Raw genomic sequence first — 16,731 nt, 5'->3', positions numbered from 1 at the left:
TTACCCAATCGCTTCCAGCACGGCCTCACCCAGCTGCGCCGGGCTTTCGGCCACGACGATACCGGCCGAGCGCATGGCTTCGATCTTGTCCTCGGCACCGCCTTTGCCACCGGCGACAATCGCGCCCGCGTGGCCCATGCGACGGCCCGGAGGGGCTGTGCGGCCTGCGATGAAACCGGCGGTCGGCTTTTTGCGGCCCTTCTTGGCCTCATCCGCCAGGAACTGCGCGGCTTCTTCCTCGGCCGAGCCACCGATCTCACCGATCATGATGATCGAGTGGGTTTCGTCATCGGCCAGGAACCATTCCAGCACGTCGATATGCTCGGTCCCTTTGATCGGGTCGCCGCCGATGCCGACGCAGGTGGACTGGCCCAGACCCACATCGGTGGTCTGCTTGACGGCCTCATAAGTCAGGGTGCCCGAACGGGACACAACGCCGACCGAGCCGCGCTTGTGGATGTGGCCGGGCATGATGCCGATCTTGCAGGCGTCGGGCGTAATCACACCGGGGCAGTTCGGGCCGATCAGGCGCGAGCTTGAGCCTTCCAGCGCGCGTTTTACCTTCATCATGTCCAGAACCGGGATGCCTTCGGTGATGCAGACGATCACCTCCATCTCGGCATCAATCGCTTCGAGGATCGAGTCAGCCGCGAAGGGCGGCGGCACATAGATGACAGAGGCGTTGGCTTCGGTCACATGCTTGGCTTCGTGGACCGAGTTGAACACGGGCAGGCCCAGATGCTCCATCCCGCCTTTGCCGGGGGTCACGCCGCCGACCATCTTGGTGCCATAGGCGATGGCCTGTTCAGAGTGGAATGTGCCCTGCGAGCCGGTAAAGCCCTGACAGATCACTTTGGTATTTTCGTCGATGAGGACTGCCATTTTTAGGAGTCTCCTTGATTAGATAAATTCGTGGTTTTGGCCGCTGGTCGATAGGCCGAATGCGCGTTGAAGACTGCACGATAGAGCTGATCGAAATTAGTCTTCAGAAGGGTCGCTTGGAACTTTATCTGGGTTCGGCATTCCCAGAATCTCCGTTGAGCCGAAGCTTCTGGTGACAGCTTGAGGGCAACATAGCTGTTTAATCCAAAAGTCTTGGAAGAAACGGAAACTATGTCTCTCCAGGGAATCTCAGTTGGGGAACTTGGAAAGAAAGTGATTCCCGTGTCCGAGATACAGCAAAGATTCTTGGGAAACCTAATCACATTAGTGATTTCTTTGATGCCTAACCAGCCAAAGACCAATATAGCAAACCAACCAGAGAGGTATGCCCGTGTCGGGTTGTTATAAGTATCGGACGTTTGAACCATCGAAATGCCGATAACAAAGAACAAGACGCATGCTCCGAGAACGAGCGCGGTTCTAAGCTTTGAGCGCTCAAACACGACCGAATGCTGATTGGTTCCGCTACTGGACAAAGCCTTAGCCCTTAACCGCCTTCACGATCTTCTCGGCACCGTCTTTCAGGTTGTCCGCCGCGATCACGTCCAGGCCAGAGGTGTTGATGATCTCTTTGCCTTTCTCGACATTCGTGCCTTCCAGACGCACGACCAGCGGAACCTGCAGGCCGACCTCTTTCACCGCGGCGACCACGCCCTCGGCGATGACGTCACAGCGCATGATGCCGCCGAAGATGTTGACCAGAATGCCTTTGACGTTCGGGTCCGAGGTGATGATCTTGAACGCCTCGGTCACTTTCTCTTTGGTCGCACCGCCGCCCACGTCGAGGAAGTTGGCAGGCTCGGCCCCGTACAGCTTGATGATATCCATGGTGGCCATCGCCAGACCGGCACCGTTCACCATGCACCCGATCTCACCATCCAGCGCGATGTAGTTCAGGTCGTATTTCGAGGCTTCCAGTTCCTTGGGGTCTTCCTCGGTCGTGTCGCGCAGTTCGGCGATGTCGGGGTGGCGGTAGACCGCGTTGCCGTCAAAGCTGACCTTGGCGTCCAGCACCTTGAGGTCGCCGCCATCGGTGATGATCAGCGGGTTGATCTCCAGCATCTCCATGTCCTTCTCGACGAAGGCCTGGTACAGCTGACCCATCAGCTTGACGCATTGCTTGACCTGTGCGCCTTGCAGACCCAGCGAGAACGCGATGCGGCGGCCGTGATAGGGCTGATAGCCGGTCGCGGGATCGACCGAGAACGACAGGATTTTCTCGGGCGTTTCAGCGGCCACTTCTTCGATGTCCATGCCACCTTCGGTCGAGCAGACAAACGAGATGCGGCTGGTCTGGCGGTCCACCAGCAGGGCCAGGTACATTTCGGTTTCGATACCGGAACCGGCTTCGATGTAGATGCGGTTGACCTGTTTGCCCGCCGGGCCGGTCTGATGCGTGACCAGCGTGCGGCCCAGCATCTTCTTGGCTTCTTCGGCGGCTTCCTCGACCGACTTGGTCAGGCGCACACCGCCTTTTTCACCGGCGTCTGCCTCTTTGAAAGAGCCCTTGCCGCGACCGCCTGCGTGGATCTGCGATTTGACCACCCAAAGCGGGCCGTCCAGTTCACCGGCTGCGGTTTTGGCTTCTTCGGCGCGCAGAACCGCGCGACCTTCAGAGACCGGAGCGCCATAGCTGCGAAGAAGCGCTTTGGCCTGATATTCGTGGATATTCATCGAAACTGTCCCGTTTGACTACGATTGAACCGTTATAGGCGTGTCTAGAGGGCAAGTTTAAAGGGTTTTTTGACGTGTCACGAGTTTTTGTGGAAGATTTTCAGTATTTGTGATCACAGGTTTTTGGGGTGTGATCACAAAATCCGGACAGGCTGGCGTTTGATTCGATCTTGCCGGTAGATCGATAAAATCACATTCAAAAAGCAGAGTTTGCGACGTTTGCGATAACAGGAGCGACCGGAAATCAGCCGGATCGAAAGCCACGAAAAAACCGGCCTCGCAAGAAGGCCGGTTTGGAATGCGTGTGCAGAGGCGCGGTTTACGCCAGCGAGCTGTCGATGCCCTTGCACGCCTCGATCAGGCCTTTCACGGCGTTGACCGAGTTGTCGAAACCGGCCTGTTCGTCCGCGTTCAGCTTGATGTCCACGATGCGCTCGACACCGCCTGCGCCGATCACGGTTGGGACGCCGACATACAGGCCATCGACGCCCAGTTCACCGCTGCAATAGGCGGCACAGGGCAGAACGCGCTTTTGGTCTTTCAGATAGGCTTCGGCCATTTCGATCGCCGAAGTCGCAGGCGCGTAATAGGCCGAGCCGGTTTTCAGCAGGCCAACAATCTCGGCACCGCCGTCGCGGGTACGCTGAACGATGGCGTCCAGTTTCTCTTGCGTGGTCCAGCCCATCTCGACCAGATCGGGCAGCGGGATACCGGCAACGGTCGAATAGCGGACCGAGGGAACCATGGTGTCGCCGTGGCCGCCCAGAACAAAGGCGGTGACGTCGCGCATCGAGACGTTGAACTCTTCCGACAGGAAATGCGCGAAACGCGCCGAGTCCAGCACGCCTGCCATGCCGCAGACCTTGTTGTGCGGCAGGCCCGAGAATTCGCGCAGGGCCCAGACCATTGCGTCCAGAGGGTTGGTGATGCAGATCACGAAGGCGTCGGGCGCGTGGGCAGCGATGCCTTCGCCAACGGACTTCATGACTTTCAGGTTGATGCCCAGCAGGTCATCACGGCTCATGCCCGGTTTGCGGGCGACGCCTGCGGTGACGATGCACACATCCGCGCCTGCGATGTCGGCGTAGTCGCTGGTGCCTTTCATCGAAGCGTCAAAGCCTTCCGAAGGGCCGGATTCTGCGATGTCGAGTGCCTTGCCCTGCGGCAGTCCGTCTGCGATGTCAAACAGGACAACGTCACCCAGTTCTTTGACAGCTGCCAGATGTGCAAGCGTGCCGCCGATGTTCCCCGCGCCGATCAGCGCAATCTTGGGTCTGGCCATTTGGAATTCTCCGGTCGGTTTTGAAATCGCGGTTGTGCTAGTCGCTAAATGGCAATTGCGCAAGGGTCCTGCGGCGCGGCATGCCACCGCATACCGTTTGCCTTGCCCGTGTTGATTGCGCTAAACGGCTTGTGAGACAAGCCAATTCGCAGGCCGCCGCATGTTCGAACTGAACCTGATGTTTTTTGCCGTGGCGATCCCTGCGGTGATCTTTGCCGGTATTTCAAAAGGCGGGTTCGGCTCGGGCGTGGCTTTTGCGTCCTCGTCGATTCTGGCGCTGATCCTGAGCCCGGCGCAGGCCGTGGCGCTGATGTTGCCGATCCTGATGATCATCGATGTGGCGACGCTTGGCCCCTATTGGAAACGTTGGAGCTGGCCGGATTGCCGCCTGTTGATACTGGGCGGCATACCCGGCGTGGTGCTGGGAATGGGCCTTTTCCACCTGACCAATGACGACGTGCTGCGGTTGCTGATCGGCGGCATCTCGGTCGCGTTTGTGGTTTGGCATATCGCACAGGTCCGAGGTTGGATTCGCGGCTTTTCAGACCGTTTGCCCCCATCCGCCGGGGTGTTTGCCGGTGTGGTGGCAGGCTTCACCAGCTTCGTCAGCCATGCCGGGGGACCGCCTGCCGCGGTTTATCTGCTGTCGCAGCGCCTGACGAAGACCGAATTTCAGGCGTCGACCGTGCTGGTCTTTTGGGTCATCAATATCGTGAAGTTCGTGCCCTATGCCTATCTGGGGCTTTTCACCCTGCAAACGGCCTGGGCCAATCTTCTGCTGGCTCCGTTTGCCGTCTTAGGGGCCTGGCTCGGCGTTCGGGCGCATTTTATGCTGTCCGAACGCGTGTTCTTTGGCATCACCTATGTTTTGCTGACCCTGACCGGATCAAAACTGATCTGGGACGCTTTGACTTAGGCATTGGGCGGCAGGGCTTCGGCAAGCGCCTCGAAAGACTGGCCCGAGGCCACAAGGCAGGTCATGCCGTCCGGCAGGGTGACGGTGATCGTCCAGCTTCCCGTCTCGTCCGAGGCAAACACCTCCATCACCGCGCCTTGACGGGCAATGCCGATCCCCTTGCGGGTTTCGCCATAGGTTCCGGCCAGACGCTCGATCACGTCCGCGCGCGGGGCGCAGTTGCGGTTCTGCGCCTGCACCTGTTGGGCCGCCAACACCATGATCCCAAGCCCGATGGTCATATTCGCAACTGTCTTTTTCATCTCCGACCCCTTTTGTCTGGTGTGCAAGTCAGCTTGCGGGCGGGGACCGGAAATCCGGTTAAACCAAAGTGCGTTGCGTCACGCGGCGGGTCGAATGCTGCATTGCGGCGATTTTGACCTTGAAGTTTCCCAAAAAAAATGGCCCATTCCGCGCAACTTTATTTCTTAGGGAGGCATCGATGGATCCGCGTCAACGCCCGTATCGTTCGGTTCTGTATATTCCCGGCTCGCGTGATCGGGCCCTGGACAAGGCACGCACTCTGCCTGTTGATGCGATCATCTTCGATCTGGAAGATGCAGTTGCAGCAGACGAGAAAGAGAATGCACGCGAGACGCTCAAGGCCGCCTTGGCCGCTGGCGGGTATGGTTCGCGGGTCAAGATTGTTCGAATCAACGGGCTGGACACCGAATGGGGCCGCGCCGATGCCGAGGCCGTGCGGGACATGGATGCCGATGTGGTTCTGCTGCCCAAGGTGAACTCGGCCGCTGATGTCGACGCTTTGGCCGCAATCACCGGGGATCTGCCGATCTGGGCGATGATGGAAACCCCGCGCGGGATGCTGAACGCCGCCGAGATTGCAGCCCATCCCCTGATGGCGGGCTTTGTCATGGGCACCAACGATCTGGCGAAAGAGCTTCAGACACGCTTCCGCCCGGATCGCCTGCCGCTGATGACGTCTTTGGGCCTGTGCCTGCTGGCCGCCAAGGCCGAAGGTCTGATCATTGTGGACGGCGTATATAATGCGTTCACAGACACCGAAGGTTTGGCCGCCGAATGCGCACAGGGTCGGGATATGGGCTTTGACGGTAAAACTCTGATCCACCCGGCGCAGGTCGAGGTCACGAATGAGGCCTTCGCACCATCGGATGCCGAGATCGATCTGGCCCGCCGCCAGATCGCCGCCTTTGAAGAGACCGAGGCGCAAGGGCAGGGCGTTGCTGTCGTGGACGGCAAGATTGTCGAAAACCTGCATGTTGTAACCGCACGTGAAATTCTGGCAAAAGCGGAGGTGATTACAGCTTTGCAAGCGGGGTAAGCCAGCAATGGGTTTTGTACTTCTGATCCTCGGGGTGGCGCTTTGGTGGGCCGCACATCTGTTCAAACGCGTCATGCCGGATCAACGCGCCGCGTTGGGCGATGCGGGCAAGGGCGCGGTGGCCTTGGCGTTGGTCGCGGCGATCCTGCTGATGATCTTCGGTTATCGCATGACCGATTTCATCCATGTCTGGGCCCCGCCGACCTTTCTGATCCACGTCAACAACCTGCTGGTGCTGATCGCGATCTATCTGATGAGCCCGGCCGGTGCGAAGGGCCGCCTGCTGAACAAGGTTCGCCACCCGATGCTGGGCGGGTTCAAGCTGTGGGCTTTTGCGCATCTGCTGGTCAATGGCGATCTGGCGTCCATTGTCCTGTTCGGTGGATTGCTGGCCTGGGCGGTGGTCGAAGTGATCGTGATCAACAAGTCCGAACCTGAATGGACCCCGGGCGAGCCTGGCACCTATGGCAAGGACGCGATGTTCTTTGTCGCCTCGATCGTCTTGCTGGGCATCATCGGCTATATCCACGGGCTGGTCGGCCCGTCCCCGTTCGGCGGATAAGGAATCGAAATAATGGCAAAGCTCTATCGTCTGTTGACGGAAGAAGACACATCCGCCTTCTGCCACAAAGTGTCGGACGCATTGGCCAAAGGGTGGGAGCTGTATGGCGACCCATCCTATGCCTATGACACGGCAAACAGCGTCATGCGCTGTGCGCAGGCCGTGACCAAAGAGGTCGAAGGCGACTACTCCCCTGAAATGAAACTGGGACAGCAATAATGGCAAAAACCAATCCGGGCCGCTTTTTTGAGGATTATTCCGTTGGGCAGGTGCTGACTCATGCAGTGCCCCGCACCGTAACGGATGGCGAACGGGCGTTGTATCATGCGCTGTATCCGGCGCGCCATGCGCTTTATTCCTCGGACGAATTTGCGCGCAGCTGCGGATTGTCGGAAAGCCCCCTTGATGATCTGGCGGCGTTTCATGTGGTCTTTGGCAAAACCGTGCCGGATGTGTCGCTGAACGCGGTCGCCAATCTGGGCTATGCGGAAGGGCGCTGGTTGAAACCGGTCTATCCCGGCGACACGCTGCGCTCGGTTTCCGAAGTGATCGGGGTCAAGCAGAACTCGAACGGCAAAACCGGCGTGGTCTGGGTGCGCACCCGTGGCCTGAACCAGCTGGATGAAGTTGTCATCGACTATGTGCGTTGGGTCATGGTTCGTAAGTCGAACCCGGATGCGCCAGCGCCGGAAACCGTTGTGCCCGAACTGAAAAAGGTGCTGGAGCCACAGGATCTGGTTGTGCCCGAGGGGCTGGATTTCTCGAACTACGATTTCATGCAGTCGGGCGAACCCCATCGCTGGGGCGATTATGAGATCGGAGAAAAGATCGACCACGTGGATGGCGTCACCGTCGAAGAAGCCGAGCATATGCTGGCAACCCGCCTGTGGCAGAACACCGCCAAGGTGCATTTCGACCTGACCTTCCGGCCCGAGGGGCGGCTGATCTATGGCGGCCATGTGATCTCGATGGCGCGAACCCTGTCCTTCAACGGTCTGGCCAATGCGCAGATGATCGTGGGTCTGAACGGTGGCGCGCATGCAAACCCGTGTTTTGCAGGTGACACGATCAAGGCCTGGTCCGAGGTTCTGGACAAAGCCGAAACCGATGTTCCGGGCGTCGGTGCCCTTCGCCTGCGGCTGGTCGCGACCAAAGGCGGCACGCCGTTTGAGTTGCGCAATGAAGACGGCAAGTATCACCCGGATGTGTTGCTGGACCTCGATTACTGGGCCCTGATCCCAATGTGATGTGACCCGGTCAGATCGCGCGGATCTGATGACGCTGATGTGAGTACAGCGTTGATTTTCCGTGCTAGGTTGGCGGCATGACCCTGCTTCGCACCCTTGCCGCCTGCCTTTGCCTAGCGCCCCCTGCGTGGTCATGTGATCTGGCGCTGGCGCTGGCGGTGGATGTCTCGGGGTCTGTGGACAGCAACGAGTTCCGCATTCAGATGGATGGTCTGGCGGCAGGCCTGCGCGATCCGATTGTATCCGAGGCATTGGTGCGTGGGCAGGCCCAGTTGATGCTGGTACAGTGGACCGGGGCATCGCGCCAAAGGGTAACAATCCCCTGGACCCGAATTGACAGCTTCGATGCGCTCGACCGGTTTGCCGATCAGGTGGCGCATGATCCACGCGTCTGGCGCAATTTCTCGACGGCGATTGGTGAGGCATTGGAGACGACGGTTTCCAGCTTTGATGCCGTGTCGGAATGCAAGCGGCTGCTGATAGATATCTCGGGCGACGGAATCTCGAACGAAGGGGTTGAACCCACGCAAATCCATGGGCTGTTGAAGGACCGCGGCGTGACAGTAAATGCCATCGCTATTGAAGAGAGTGAGCCTGATCTGACAGCCTATTTCTACGAAAACGTCATTGTCGGAGAAGGGGCGTTTGTCGTGTCCGCAGCCGGGTTTGCGGACTACCCCGAACGCATTCGCAAAAAGCTGCTGCGCGAAGTCACCCAGCAATCTGCCGCCCTGGAATAGGTGGGGAAGATTCGTGATCACATTGATTGATCAGTGAAAACGCTAACATTGAGATGGCTGCATGTGATTTGTGATCACAGTATTATTTAGTGTGATCACATATGGGGCAAAACGTCCATTTTGCACTAAAATTACCCGTTTTTGCGGGTGCAGCACGTGACAGCACAGGAAAAAAAGGTAAAACGACTGGTAGCCAAAGTAAGAGGAGCCGCCATGGCCGATGTCAATCGGGGCAATCGCCCGCTCTCGCCACATATTATGATCTACCGCCCGCAGATGACCTCGTTGTCGTCGATCATGGTTCGACTGTCGGGTCTTGCGGTATTTGCCATCGCAGCACTTGTGGTTTGGTGGCTGCTTGCCGCGGCCACGTCCGAGGCCGCATTTGCTGGCATCGACGGCTTCCTACTCAGCTGGTTCGGTCAGCTCATCCTGACGGGTGGGGTCTGGGCACTGTGGTACCACACGCTGGGGCGGTTGCGTCACGTGGTGTGGGACTTCGGCTATTGCCTCGACGTTGATGTGTCCGAGAAGATGGGCATTGGCATGTTTGTCGGGGCGACCGTTCTGACCATCATCACCATGCTGTTGGTGTAAGGAGAATGGCGATGCAATACCTCACCGACCGCAAACGCGCGCAAGGCCTGGGCGCGGGGAAATCCGGAACGCAAACACATTGGCGCACCATGGTCCGGGCGATGATCCTGGCCATTCTGGTGCCCCTGTTCATCTTCACTTTTGGCTATGGCATCGGCGGAACCTACGAAGAGGTTCTGGCCTATTTCGCCCGTCCCTTCCCGGCCATTGTCACCGGTCTGACTTTGGTCGTGGGTCTGCTGCAACTCATGTATGAGGCGCAGGAAACCATCGAGGATTACGTGCACGGGATCGCGGAAAAGATCACACTCGTTGCGATGTGGGCCTTTGGCTACACGCTGATGGCTGCGGGGCTGTTTGCCCTCGTCAAGCTGGCCCTGTGATGACGCGCTAAGGATCAGAGAAAATGACAGCAGCATATGAATATGAAACCCACGAATATGACGTCGTGGTTGTCGGGGCAGGCGGCGCCGGTCTGCGCGCAACGCTGGGTATGGCGGAACAGGGCCTGCGCACGGCCTGTGTGACCAAGGTTTTCCCGACCCGCTCGCACACGGTTGCAGCACAAGGCGGTATCGCGGCGTCTCTGTCGAACATGGGGCCGGACCACTGGCAGTGGCATATGTACGACACCGTCAAGGGCTCGGACTGGCTGGGTGACACGGACGCGATGGAATACCTTGCGCGTGAAGCCCCCAAGGCGGTTTACGAACTTGAGCACTACGGCGTGCCGTTCAGCCGGACCGAAGAAGGCAAGATCTACCAGCGCCCCTTCGGCGGCCACACCACCGAGTTTGGCGAAGGCCCCGCCGTGCAGCGCACCTGTGCCGCCGCCGACCGGACCGGCCACGCGATCCTGCACACGCTGTACGGGCAAAGCCTCAAGAACAATGCCGAGTTCTACATCGAATATTTCGCCATCGACCTGATCATGTCCGAAGACGGGCAGTGTCAGGGCGTTGTCTGCTGGAAGCTGGACGACGGCACCATGCATGTCTTCAACGCCAAGATGGTTGTGCTGGCGACCGGTGGCTATGGTCGGGCGTATTTCAGCGCCACCTCGGCCCATACCTGCACCGGCGACGGTGGTGGAATGGTGGCCCGCGCAGGCCTGGCGCTGCAGGATATGGAATTCGTTCAGTTCCACCCGACCGGCATCTACGGCTCGGGCTGCCTGATCACCGAAGGCGCACGGGGCGAAGGTGGTTACCTGACCAACTCGGAAGGCGAGCGGTTCATGGAGCGTTATGCGCCCCAGTACAAGGATTTGGCTCCGCGCGACTATGTCTCGCGTTCGATGACGATGGAAATTCGCGAAGGCCGTGGTGTTGGCGGCGAAGGGGATCACATCCACCTGAACCTCAGCCACCTGCCTGCCGAGGCGCTGGCAGAGCGTCTGCCGGGCATTTCGGAAAGTGCCAAGATCTTCGCCGGTGTCGATGTCACCAAAGAACCGATCCCGGTTCTGCCGACCGTGCACTATAACATGGGCGGTATCCCGACCAACTATTGGGGTGAGGTTCTGAACCCCACCGCCGATGACCCGACAGCTGTCGTTCCCGGCCTGATGGCTGTGGGTGAGGCCGGTTGTGCCTCGGTCCACGGCGCGAACCGTCTGGGGTCGAACTCGCTGATCGACCTTGTGGTCTTTGGCCGCGCGGCGGCGATCAAGGCGGGCAAGGTTGTCGATGCCGATGCTCCGAACCCGGTTCTGAACCAGGCGTCGGTTGATAAGGCGTTTGACCGCTTCGACACGGTCCGCAACGCCAGCGGTGCGATCCCAACCGCCGATCTGCGGCTTGAGATGCAGAAGACCATGCAGGCCGACGCCGCCGTGTTCCGTACCGCCAAGACTATGGCCGAGGGCGTCGAGAAGATGACCGCCATCGCCGCCAAGATGGACGACCTGAAAGTCACCGACCGCAGCCTTGTCTGGAACAGCGACCTGATGGAGACGCTGGAACTGACCAACCTGATGCCAAGCGCGCTGGCCACCATCGTCGGTGCCGAGGCGCGCAAGGAATCCCGCGGTGCCCACGCGCATGAGGATTTCAGCGAACGCGATGACGAAAACTGGCGCGTTCACACTGTCAGCCGGGTCGAGGGCAACAAGGTCGAGCTCAGCTATCGTCCGGTCATCGTCGATCCGCTGACCAACGAGGACGAAGGCGGCATCAGCCTCAAGAAAATCGCGCCCAAGGCGCGGACCTTCTAAGGAGCGTATTGACCAGGCAATGGTGTGCAAACGCCAAATACCCACGGACAACGCTGCGACCTATGGCCGTTGGACACTGTGCTGTGTCTGGGGGCTGGTATGACGGTTCAGGCGTTACGCTCTGCTCAGGCCGATCCGAAGATCATTCTGGTCGGTCTCAACCGCTGCGCAACGACCTCGTTCCACAGGTTGTTTCAGGACAGCGGCATCCCATCGGTGCATTGGGTGGATGAGCGGGGCGAAAATCTGGCGCATCGCATGGTGACAAATATATCCATGGGCCGCAAACCTCTGGACGGGTTTGGCGCTGTTCGGGCGTTTACCGACATTGCCTTTGTCAATGTCCGCTTCATGCTGGACGGTGCACGGTTCTTTCGCGAACTGCACGCGGGCTACCCGGATGCCTATTTCCTGCTGAACACGCGCAATCGGGACGACTGGATCACATCCCGCGCGCGCCACAATCAGGGCCGGTATCTGGATCGTTGCTGTCAGGCCAACGGTCAATCGGCGGACGAAGTGAAACAGGGCTGGGCGCATATGTACGACGTGCACCATGCCGAAGTGCAGGACTATTTCGCCGGAAACCCAAGGTTTCTGCGATTTGATATCGACCGGGACGAGCCGCAGGCCATTGCCGACTGGCTGTCTCCGGATTTTGACGTGAACATTGCCCATTGGGGGCACTATAATCGCGGCGCGTCCAAGCGCGCCCGGACAGGCTGAATGGAGAATTGACATGGTTCAACTGACCCTGCCCAAGAATTCCCGGATCACCACCGGCAAGACCTGGCCCAAACCGGAGGGTGCGAAAAACCTGCGCAAGTTCCAGATTTACCGCTGGAACCCGGATGACGGGCAAAACCCGCGCGTCGATACCTATTTTGTCGATATGGACAACTGCGGTCCGATGATCCTGGACGCGCTGATCAAGATCAAGAACGAGATCGACCCGACCCTGACCTTCCGCCGGTCCTGCCGGGAAGGGATCTGTGGCTCTTGCGCGATGAATATCGACGGGATCAACACGCTGGCCTGTATCTACGGCATGGACGAGATCAAGGGCGACGTGAAAATCTATCCGCTGCCGCATATGCCGGTGGTCAAGGACCTGATCCCCGATCTGACCCATTTCTACGCTCAGCACGCATCCATCATGCCGTGGCTGGAAACCAAGACCAACCGCCCGGCGAAAGAGTGGAAGCAATCCATCGAAGACCGCAAGAAACTGGATGGTCTGTATGAATGCGTCATGTGCGCCAGCTGCTCGACATCCTGTCCCAGCTACTGGTGGAACGGCGACCGCTACCTTGGCCCCGCCGCCCTGCTGCACGCCTATCGCTGGATCATTGACAGCCGGGATGAGGCCACGGGTGAGCGTCTGGACGAGTTGGAAGATCCCTTCAAGCTGTATCGCTGTCACACGATCATGAATTGCGCCAAGACCTGCCCCAAGGGTCTGAACCCGGCGGCTGCGATTGCGCAGATCAAGAAAATGATGATCGAACGCTCGGTTTAAGGCGTTTTTGAATCAGCGCTTGCCGGGTTGCGGCAAGCGCATGCCGCTATTGCAAAATCAGGCGATGCAGCCGGGCGCGACACGGTCTAGATTTGCAGTAGGGAGGAGTGATGGGATCAAATCAGGATCACTCCGATGACAACAAAACCACAAACCCCGAAAGTGACTGCCAAAGAAGCGCTGGACCTGCTTGAGCAGGCCTGGGCCTATTACACGCCGGAACCAGCACCGGCCCTAAAAGCGCGAGAGCCCGAGCTGTTTGAATACGCAAATGCGGCCTGACGGCTTGCCAATAGCCGACAGTATGGGCGAAACAGAACCATGCCCGTTCTCTTGATACTTCTGGCCGCCGGGGTCTTTGCCTATTTCTTCTGGCGGTCGCGCACGTCTTCACTGACGCGCGAGTGCCGATGGCGGCAACATCGCGATGAAGGTCGGTGGGTCTGCGCCTATTGCGGCGCAAAAACGGAAAGTTCTGACAGCCCAACCCAGTGTTTGCGCCAGTCTTCAGGCCGATAGAAACCGGGCAGAGGGGTCCTCTGCCCGTTCCAGTTTAGCCTGCGTCCGGAAAGGCGGCGTGCAGGGCAATCTCGACCATGTCACCAAAACTGCTTTCGCGGTCGGATGAGGGCAGTGCCTCACCGGTCAGCAGATGATCGGACACGGTCAACACGGCCAAAGCCCGGCATTTGTGACGGGCGGCGAGGATGTAAAGCTCGGCCGCTTCCATCTCGACGCCCAGAATGCCGTGACGCACCATCTGTTCGTTCAGATCAGGGCGTTCGTCATAGAACACATCCGAGGAATAGATGCCGCCGATATGGGTGGGCGTGCCTTTTGCCTTGGCCGCCACGGCGGCGGCCTGCAGCAAATCCCAATCTGCACAGGGAGCAAAATTCATCTCTTTCATGATGCCCCGCGAAGGGGTGCTGAGCGTTGTCGAAGTCATTGCCAGAATGACGTCGCGCAGATTCACGCTGTCCTGCATCCCACCGCAGGACCCGATGCGGATCAGCGTTTTCGCGCCATAGTCCCGGATCAGTTCATTCACGTAGATCGACAAAGACGGCATTCCCATACCGCTGCCCTGAATGGTGACAGGATTGCCCTTCCAGCTGCCGGTGAAGCCCAACATGCCCCGAACGTTGTTGACCTGCTTTACATCGTCCAGAAACGTCTCAGCGGCCCATTTCGCGCGATACGGATCGCCGGGCAAAAGAACGGTTTCGGCGATTTCACCTTTTTCCGCGCCAATATGAATCGTCATTTCGGCACCTGTCCTGATTAGATTTCCAGATCGGAAATATCCGCGCCGGATTTCAGCGCATCATGAACCCATTGCGGTTTCCGGCCACGACCTGTCCATGTCTGGTCCGGATTTGCAGGGTTGCGGTATTTGGCCTGTGCCTTGCTGCCTTTTACGGAACGCGGCGCGTCGCCCGACAATTCGGATAGCGAGAAGCCAAATTCAGCAGCTGCCTTTTCCGCCGCTTTCAGCGCTTCCTGACGTTCACGTTTCTCAGCGTTTACAAGGGCTTTTTCGACGTTTTCGCGCAGAGATACCAGCTCTTTTCGCGACATCGTTTCCAGGTTTATCCCCATAATCTTGTCTCCGTCCTGATAAGTGTTACCGCGTGCGCCAAGGCGCACCGCAATTGCAAACAACGCGATACTCTACTCCCAATGAATTGGGAATAGAAACGGGGAAATAATTGGTTAAAACGTCCGTTATTCAGCGGCCAGGTTTTTCGGGTCCACCAATTCCACAATATCGCCCATGATCGAATTGAGTTCGAAATTCTTGGGGGTGTAGACTTTTGCGACGCCCATGGCCTTCAATTGTTCCGCATCCTCATCCGGAATAATTCCGCCGACAACGACAGGGATGTGATCCAGACCCGCTTTGCGCAGCCGTGCAAGGACATCCTCGACCAGCGGCAGATGGCTGCCGGACAGGATCGACAGACCGATGACATGCGCGTCGTCATCTGCGGCGGCGGTCACGATCTCTTCGGGGGTCAGGCGAATACCTTCATAGCTGATGTCCATACCGCAATCCCGCGCACGGAATGCGATTTGTTCCGCACCGTTCGAATGGCCGTCCAGACCGGGCTTGCCGACCAGGAATTTCAGGCGGCGGCCCAGCTTGTCGCTGACGGCGTCCACCGCGGCGCGCAGGTCGTCCAGACCTTCGGTCTTGTTCGAAACCGAGCCCGACACACCTGTCGGGCCGCGATAGGTGCCGTAAACCTTGCGCATTTCCTCGGCCCATTCACCGGTGGTGACACCGGCCTTTGCGGCGGCAATCGACGGCTCCATCACATTTGTGCCGTTCTGCGCAGCCTCACGCAGCGCGGCCAGTGCGGCCGTAACGGCGGCATCATCCCGCTCGGCGCGCCAGTTGTTCAGGCGGTTAATCTGTTCCTGCTCGACAGCCGGATCAACAACCATGATCCCGCCATCTTCGGTTTGAAGGGGCGAGGGCTCACCCTCGATCCATTTGTTCACGCCGACCACAATGGTTTCATTGCGTTCGATCCGGTTCAGACGCTCGGCGTTGGAATCGACAAGGCGGGATTTCATGTACTCGATCGAGGCAACGGCACCCCCCATCGAATCGAGGTTGGCCAGTTCGGCGCGCGCGCCTTCCTTCAGTTCCTCGACCTTGGCGTCCACCGCCGGGTTGCCGTCGAACAGGTCACCATATTCCAGCAGGTCGGTCTCATAAGCCAGAATTTGCTGCATCCGCATCGACCATTGCTGATCCCATGGGCGGGGCAGGCCAAGCGCCTCGTTCCAAGCCGGCAACTGCACCGCACGGGCGCGGGCCTTTTTCGACAGGGTCACGGCCAGCATCTCGATCAGAATGCGGTAGACGTTGTTTTCCGGCTGCTGCTCGGTCAAGCCCAGCGAGTTCACCTGAACGCCATAGCGGAATCGGCGGAATTTTGGGTTCTCGACGCCGTAGCGGTCTTGCAGGATTTCGTCCCAAAGATCGACGAAGGCGCGCATTTTGCACATCTCGGTGACAAAGCGGATGCCCGCGTTCACAAAGAACGAAATCCGCCCGCACAGCGCCGGGAAATCCTCGGCCGGAACACGAGGGCGCAATTCATCCAGAACTGCGATGGCGGTGGCCAGCGCATAGGCCAGTTCCTGTTCCGGCGTCGCGCCTGCCTCTTGCAGGTGATAAGAACACACGTTCATCGGGTTCCATTTCGGCACGTGGGTATAGCAGTACTCGGCCACGTCCGCGATCATCTTCAGCGACGGTTTGGGCGGGCAGACATAGGTACCACGGCTCAGGTATTCCTTGATCAGGTCGTTCTGCACCGTGCCTTGCAGTTTCGAGACATCCGCGCCCTGTTCCTCGGCCACCGCGATATACAACGCCAACAGCCACGGGGCCGTGGCATTGATCGTCATCGAGGTGTTCATCTGCTCCAGCGGAATCTGGTCGAACAGAACCCGCATGTCACCCAGATGGCAGACCGGCACGCCCACTTTGCCAACCTCGCCACGGGCCAGAGTATGGTCACTGTCATAGCCGGTTTGCGTCGGCAGATCGAAGGCCACCGACAGGCCGGTCTGACCTTTTGCCAGGTTTCCACGATACAGCGCGTTCGAGGCTTCGGCGGTGGAATGACCGGCATAGGTCCGGATCAGCCAGGGGCGGTCTTTCTGCGTCTGCGTCATGG

General features: G+C 58.9%; 20 protein-coding genes. 12 read left to right on the top strand and 8 right to left on the bottom strand.

Annotated features, from left to right (window positions below; genetic code table 11):
* The 4 genes from sucD to mdh form a co-directional block, all read right to left on the bottom strand.
* The gene (gene sucD / locus ACR0KX_RS15500; protein WP_170749906.1) at positions 1 to 882 is read right to left on the bottom strand and encodes a succinate--CoA ligase subunit alpha; all 882 of its coding nucleotides are present in this window, start codon (positions 880 to 882) and stop codon (positions 1 to 3) included.
* Between the two features lie 2 nt (positions 883 to 884).
* On the bottom strand, positions 885 to 1,385 hold the full coding sequence (locus ACR0KX_RS15495; protein ID WP_480708599.1) for an STM3941 family protein: 501 nt from the start codon (positions 1,383 to 1,385) through the stop codon (positions 885 to 887).
* A 37-nt stretch (positions 1,386 to 1,422) separates the two neighbouring features.
* Positions 1,423 to 2,616: an ADP-forming succinate--CoA ligase subunit beta gene (gene sucC, locus ACR0KX_RS15490; protein ID WP_170522250.1), complete on the bottom strand. Its 1,194-nt coding sequence runs from the start codon at positions 2,614 to 2,616 to the stop codon at positions 1,423 to 1,425.
* 319 nt (positions 2,617 to 2,935) lie between these two features.
* On the bottom strand, positions 2,936 to 3,898 hold the full coding sequence (gene mdh, locus ACR0KX_RS15485) for a malate dehydrogenase (RefSeq protein ID WP_170522252.1): 963 nt from the start codon (positions 3,896 to 3,898) through the stop codon (positions 2,936 to 2,938).
* 160 nt (positions 3,899 to 4,058) lie between these two features.
* On the opposite strand from mdh, the gene ACR0KX_RS15480 reads away from it, so the two are divergent.
* Complete coding sequence (locus ACR0KX_RS15480; protein WP_170455649.1) at positions 4,059 to 4,814, top strand: sulfite exporter TauE/SafE family protein; 756 nt, start codon at positions 4,059 to 4,061, stop codon at positions 4,812 to 4,814.
* Here the strand turns inward: ACR0KX_RS15480 and ACR0KX_RS15475 are convergent.
* Positions 4,811 to 5,116 (bottom strand): hypothetical protein, encoded by a 306-nt coding sequence (locus ACR0KX_RS15475; protein ID WP_170624019.1) that lies wholly within the window; start codon positions 5,114 to 5,116, stop codon positions 4,811 to 4,813. The genes ACR0KX_RS15480 and ACR0KX_RS15475 overlap by 4 nt on opposite strands.
* A gap of 179 nt (positions 5,117 to 5,295) precedes the next feature.
* Here ACR0KX_RS15475 and ACR0KX_RS15470 point away from each other — a divergent pair, with 179 nt between their 5' ends.
* The 11 genes from ACR0KX_RS15470 (at position 5,296) to ACR0KX_RS15420 (ending at position 13,315) form a co-directional block, all read left to right on the top strand.
* Entirely contained in the window at positions 5,296 to 6,153 is an 858-nt protein-coding gene (locus tag ACR0KX_RS15470; RefSeq protein ID WP_480708568.1) for an HpcH/HpaI aldolase/citrate lyase family protein, read from the top strand.
* Positions 6,154 to 6,160: 7 nt separating this feature from the next.
* The gene (locus tag ACR0KX_RS15465; protein ID WP_170455642.1) at positions 6,161 to 6,715 is read left to right on the top strand and encodes an NnrU family protein; all 555 of its coding nucleotides are present in this window, start codon (positions 6,161 to 6,163) and stop codon (positions 6,713 to 6,715) included.
* A 12-nt stretch (positions 6,716 to 6,727) separates the two neighbouring features.
* On the top strand, positions 6,728 to 6,934 hold the full coding sequence (locus tag ACR0KX_RS15460) for a DUF1737 domain-containing protein (RefSeq protein WP_170455640.1): 207 nt from the start codon (positions 6,728 to 6,730) through the stop codon (positions 6,932 to 6,934).
* On the top strand, positions 6,934 to 7,962 hold the full coding sequence (locus tag ACR0KX_RS15455) for a MaoC family dehydratase (RefSeq protein ID WP_170624015.1): 1,029 nt from the start codon (positions 6,934 to 6,936) through the stop codon (positions 7,960 to 7,962). Before ACR0KX_RS15460 ends, ACR0KX_RS15455 begins: the two co-directional genes overlap by 1 nt.
* 77 nt (positions 7,963 to 8,039) lie before the next feature.
* The gene (locus ACR0KX_RS15450) at positions 8,040 to 8,702 is read left to right on the top strand and encodes a DUF1194 domain-containing protein (protein ID WP_170624013.1); all 663 of its coding nucleotides are present in this window, start codon (positions 8,040 to 8,042) and stop codon (positions 8,700 to 8,702) included.
* A 213-nt stretch (positions 8,703 to 8,915) separates the two neighbouring features.
* The gene (gene sdhC, locus ACR0KX_RS15445; RefSeq protein ID WP_170624011.1) at positions 8,916 to 9,299 is read left to right on the top strand and encodes a succinate dehydrogenase, cytochrome b556 subunit; all 384 of its coding nucleotides are present in this window, start codon (positions 8,916 to 8,918) and stop codon (positions 9,297 to 9,299) included.
* Between the two features lie 11 nt (positions 9,300 to 9,310).
* Entirely contained in the window at positions 9,311 to 9,682 is a 372-nt protein-coding gene (locus ACR0KX_RS15440) for a succinate dehydrogenase, hydrophobic membrane anchor protein (RefSeq protein ID WP_170455634.1), read from the top strand.
* Positions 9,683 to 9,705: 23 nt separating this feature from the next.
* Positions 9,706 to 11,514 carry a succinate dehydrogenase flavoprotein subunit gene (sdhA, locus tag ACR0KX_RS15435; protein WP_170624009.1) on the top strand — a complete coding sequence of 603 codons (1,809 nt, stop codon included), beginning with the start codon at positions 9,706 to 9,708 and terminating at the stop codon, positions 11,512 to 11,514.
* 99 nt (positions 11,515 to 11,613) lie between these two features.
* Entirely contained in the window at positions 11,614 to 12,240 is a 627-nt protein-coding gene (locus tag ACR0KX_RS15430; protein ID WP_170624007.1) for a sulfotransferase, read from the top strand.
* Between the two features lie 13 nt (positions 12,241 to 12,253).
* Positions 12,254 to 13,033: a succinate dehydrogenase iron-sulfur subunit gene (locus ACR0KX_RS15425; protein ID WP_170455629.1), complete on the top strand. Its 780-nt coding sequence runs from the start codon at positions 12,254 to 12,256 to the stop codon at positions 13,031 to 13,033.
* Between the two features lie 135 nt (positions 13,034 to 13,168).
* Entirely contained in the window at positions 13,169 to 13,315 is a 147-nt protein-coding gene (locus ACR0KX_RS15420) for a hypothetical protein (protein ID WP_170455628.1), read from the top strand.
* Positions 13,316 to 13,586: 271 nt separating this feature from the next.
* On the opposite strand, the gene deoD is transcribed toward ACR0KX_RS15420, so the two are convergent.
* The 3 genes from deoD to ACR0KX_RS15405 all read right to left on the bottom strand — a co-directional run bounded on the left by deoD (position 13,587) and on the right by ACR0KX_RS15405 (position 16,729).
* The gene (gene deoD / locus ACR0KX_RS15415; protein WP_170455627.1) at positions 13,587 to 14,300 is read right to left on the bottom strand and encodes a purine-nucleoside phosphorylase; all 714 of its coding nucleotides are present in this window, start codon (positions 14,298 to 14,300) and stop codon (positions 13,587 to 13,589) included.
* A gap of 17 nt (positions 14,301 to 14,317) precedes the next feature.
* Positions 14,318 to 14,635, bottom strand: coding sequence for an H-NS histone family protein (locus ACR0KX_RS15410; protein ID WP_170455626.1), 318 nt, complete (start codon positions 14,633 to 14,635; stop codon positions 14,318 to 14,320).
* A 126-nt stretch (positions 14,636 to 14,761) separates the two neighbouring features.
* Complete coding sequence (locus tag ACR0KX_RS15405; RefSeq protein ID WP_170624005.1) at positions 14,762 to 16,729, bottom strand: protein meaA; 1,968 nt, start codon at positions 16,727 to 16,729, stop codon at positions 14,762 to 14,764.
* Between the last annotated feature and the right edge of the window lie 2 nt (positions 16,730 to 16,731).

The sequence above is a fragment of the Ruegeria sp. BG5 genome, from assembly GCF_056538425.1.
The sequence above is the reverse complement of the archived record's forward strand: the minus strand, read 5'-3'. Positions and strand labels throughout refer to the sequence as shown.